Origin of the sequence: Bacteroides sp. CAG:189, from assembly GCF_000432295.1 — a bacterium.
Classification (GTDB): Bacteria; Bacteroidota; Bacteroidia; order Bacteroidales; family Bacteroidaceae; genus Bacteroides; species Bacteroides salyersiae.
On record NZ_HF990976.1, the window covers coordinates 1 to 3966 of the forward strand.

The 3966-nt window shown below is 43.3% G+C and carries 1 protein-coding gene; it reads right to left on the reverse strand.

Annotated features, from left to right (window positions below):
* Window positions 1-130: 130 nt before the first annotated feature.
* Window positions 131-3919, reverse strand: coding sequence for a pectinesterase family protein (locus QVP90_RS00640; protein ID WP_021935412.1), 3789 nt, complete (start codon window positions 3917-3919; stop codon window positions 131-133).
* Window positions 3920-3966 lie beyond the last annotated feature (47 nt).

Consider the following 3966-nt stretch of genomic DNA (forward strand, 5'->3'; position numbering starts at 1 on the left):
AGAGTGTACACTTTTGTATAGTAATAGTGTACACTCTTATTTGCCTCATCATAAGGCTTATAAACATCTGATTATCAAAGGAGAAACAATATTCATTCAAGTACGTTCCACCTGCTGTATCTCAGACAGTTCAAAACATAATTTTAACGGAACGGTCACCTGCTTTCAATACAAATACTCCTTTCAATGAGGGAAGTATCAAAGTTACCTTATCGCTCGTGCTCGTCATGCTTCTCACTACACAACCGTCTACACTTGCTAAAATAACAGGAATACCGGCAGAAACACCCAGAACAGACAGTTCATTTCCATTAATCAGAACTTGAAGCCGATTATCGACCGTCTCATTCCGGACTCCCGTACCTTTTGATGCAGTGGCCGGTTCACTCAAGCTACCGTATTCATTGGCAGCTTTCACTTGATAAGCGGAAGCATCTTTACCGGATGCAGGAACATTAAAGAAGGTATCCTTAGTCATTCCTATCATTTCATCATCGCAGAACACCAGATAGCAAATAGCATATCGGGATGCCTTCCAAGAAAGCTGCTCACCATCTAAAACAAGATCATCCGGTTTATCCACTTTCTCCATAAACATTCTCGGGTTCCAGTTGTCATTCTCACAAATCACATTTTCGTAGGTGTATTTCACTACCTCTTCGGCTGTCAGCACGGCCTTGCAACTACCGGTCTGTCCGTCTCCATGCGTATAAGTAGTCTTACGATTATTCAAATCAATCGGATTACCGTCTTTGTCCATACTATTGTATTCGGCAAACAGAGCAGGAACTGCTCCCATATCAGTCCATCCTTCGGGAGCAATCGGAATATTCATGGTCGTATTCAGATATACGGTAATAGGAGAATTGTGCCAGGGACGACCTAACTTTTGCTTACCATCAGCAGCCGAAGCATTACCATCTACCGTACAATGATCGAAAATATACCCCCATCGTGTACCCGCTCCATGGCTGGGAGCTACAATAACAGCACCACTACGCAAATTATAGAAGGTTGTCTTCTCGACATAGGCATTACCGCCACCATAGAAATAGTCGACAGCACCCTCCAGCCAACAATCGGTGACATACGTACGGTGATTATTGTCATTTGCAGAAGAGGTCATCCAAGTATCCTGATAAGAGCGGAATTTACAGTTAAAGAAAGCCGAACGGTCATTCTGCGTACTCATTGCAAGTGCTTGCGGGCCGGCCTGGCTATCAATACCCCAGTCGTTCACATAAGAAATATTCTCCGAGTAGAAATCCGTTGAATTTATTTTCACGACTGTACCTTCAAACTGATAAACTTCGGATGCCGGATTATGAACGGAATATTTCCAAAACTCATCATTGTCACCCTCTGCAGGCTTACCACCTACATTCAGTTTATGATGAATAATTGTCTTCTCTTTATCTTGCCCGATTAAATGAATGAATGATTTTTCTTTCGGCACAATCACCTGTTCTCTATAAGAACCGTTTTTCACAAAGATGAGCCATGGCATCGAACGTCCGGCCGGTGCTGCATCGATGGCAGCCTGTACGGTTGTATAATCTCCTGTTCCATCTGCAGCAACAATAGCGTCGAACACACGTGCAATAGGATCGGGACGCGGCACCGTAGAGAAATGAAGTGTCACTCCGGGGAAAGAATTACCTACAAGATTGGTAACGGCTCCTTCCGGTAATACAAATTCATACTGAGTACCATAAGACAGATTCTTATAAGTATAAGAAGCGGTCTTACTACCGAAAACCGGAGTTATCGTCTCTCCATTGAATACAACCGGAACAGTACCGGCTTTCACTTTTTTATCAAATGTAAAAGTGATAGTTCCGTTGGCAGAGGCAGTAGACGAACCTTCGACCGGGGTAGTACTCAATAATACAGGAGGTTCCGGATCAGCGTCATTCGGATCAGCATATACAAAGAGATTGGCCAGATAAAAACCCTCGGTAGCATCATCGGCAGGCTGCCCCAACAATTCACTGCTCAAATCGGGTATCCAACGAATATAGATTGTAGATTTCTCTTCCTCTGTCAGCGTTACAGGCAACACGGCATCACAAGCGATCCATTCCGTACTGATTTTTCCGGTCATGTCAATCGTTGCAAGATCAAAGAACGTCGTACCATCCGTAGAATACTGCATCTTTTGTAATTTGTGTACGCATTCATTATCTGCAGCGATCATAGACTTCACATGGATATTATTATATTCACGGGCCGAAAATTTAGCCTGGAAATAACGGGGAGCTGTCTTGATATCGGCTGCAGCTGTATAGCGGCGGGCACAATCATAAGTTACACCACCGAAAGTACGGTTACTACCTCCCCAATTGGTAGAGCTTCCGTCGTAATTGTATAAACTCAGGTTTCCGGTATTATCCGTCTGATAGTAATAGTCTCCCGGACGATTGCCACGAGGTTCGGATACGGCGAAATCCCATCCGACAATAAACGGAATCACATCGAAAGCAGCAGTCAATTCCCGATCGGCATCCATAATCACCTGGCGCGATACCTCGCTGGACTGATCCTCCCAATACATAAAAGAAGTAACCGGATTATTCACTATAGTAACTGTTACAATGGTTCCTTTCTCATAACGGTTTCCTTCTGCCTCCGGACTCAATGTCACTTTTCCCCATTTTGCACCATCTCCGGTTAAGTTAACGGTCAAAGTCTGCATATCCATGGCATCAAATACAGCTACCACCTTCATATCTTTATCTATTTGGAGGGTCGCCGGATTTTCCGTCGAAAGAGTTTTACCCGATCCATCCTGCCAAAGTTTGAAACGGAAACCATAATTGGACGTAGCGGTGAATGTTGCATTGTCTCCTTTTTCGACAGCAATACTAACCGGTGAAACACTACCGGCCTCTTCGGGTAAAGCAGCAGTCTCTACATGTACAGCATCTCCCAAGGACTTTATCCAGCGAGGATCACCTACACACTGGCCATCCACACCGGCAGTAGCCAGTGGAGAACCGGACAGGATCGTAAAATCACCGTTGTCCGGATCAGGGAAACTTAAAGCAGACAGCCCCAGACTTTCCAAGGTAAGATCATTCACCTGTTGCGAGACGGCATTACTAACTTTATAACCTCCATAATTGACTATCAGGTTATTTTCCCCTATCACATTACCCCCGGTAGCTTCCAGTAAACTCGGAGTTTGTCCTGCTACACCCGGTTCGGCTATGATATTGTTACGAAAAACATAATTGGAATTAACACTGTAATTTTTGGACGTTTTACAAAGTGCACGATCGGAACTCTTTGCCCATTTATATACCGTATTGTTTTCGAACAAAAACTCCATTACATTATCCGTATCCGAAGCATTGGCTAAGAAAAAACTCTCCCCACCCGGATAATTATACAAGGTAGAGTTACGTACGGATACTTTACGGACAATGTGCTTTGGATATAGGAAGTTCCAACCTTTATCACCACAATTGCGGATGATACAGTTGGCAAACTCTATCTCACCAATGCTATATCCATTATTATTAGTGCGAATAAAACAACGGTTCACAGATTCAATCGTACAATTAAGAACCCGGATGGCAGCAATATCGCCTACCTTATCTACGCTGATAAAATAATCACCGGACGGAACGATTTTCAAACCGTCAAAAATCAATCCGCCATTCATAATTGCCTCATCATTACCGGATACACCGAACCGGATCTCCGGAAGCTCTGTTGCAGAAGCAGACTTCAAAGTAATTGTTTTTCCGGAAGGAAAGGTCACGGATGAAGCATATATACCCGGTTCGAGCAATAAAACATCTCCATCACCTGCATTGGTATACGCATCATTAAAAGTTATCGGATCCACAGATATCTCTGTCGCTCCCAAATAAGAAAACAGAAATAGAAAACAAAGAAGAAAATGTGTTCTCATGATTCAATTTTTTAGTTTAACCTTAATTCCGCAACACTTTGATTTAA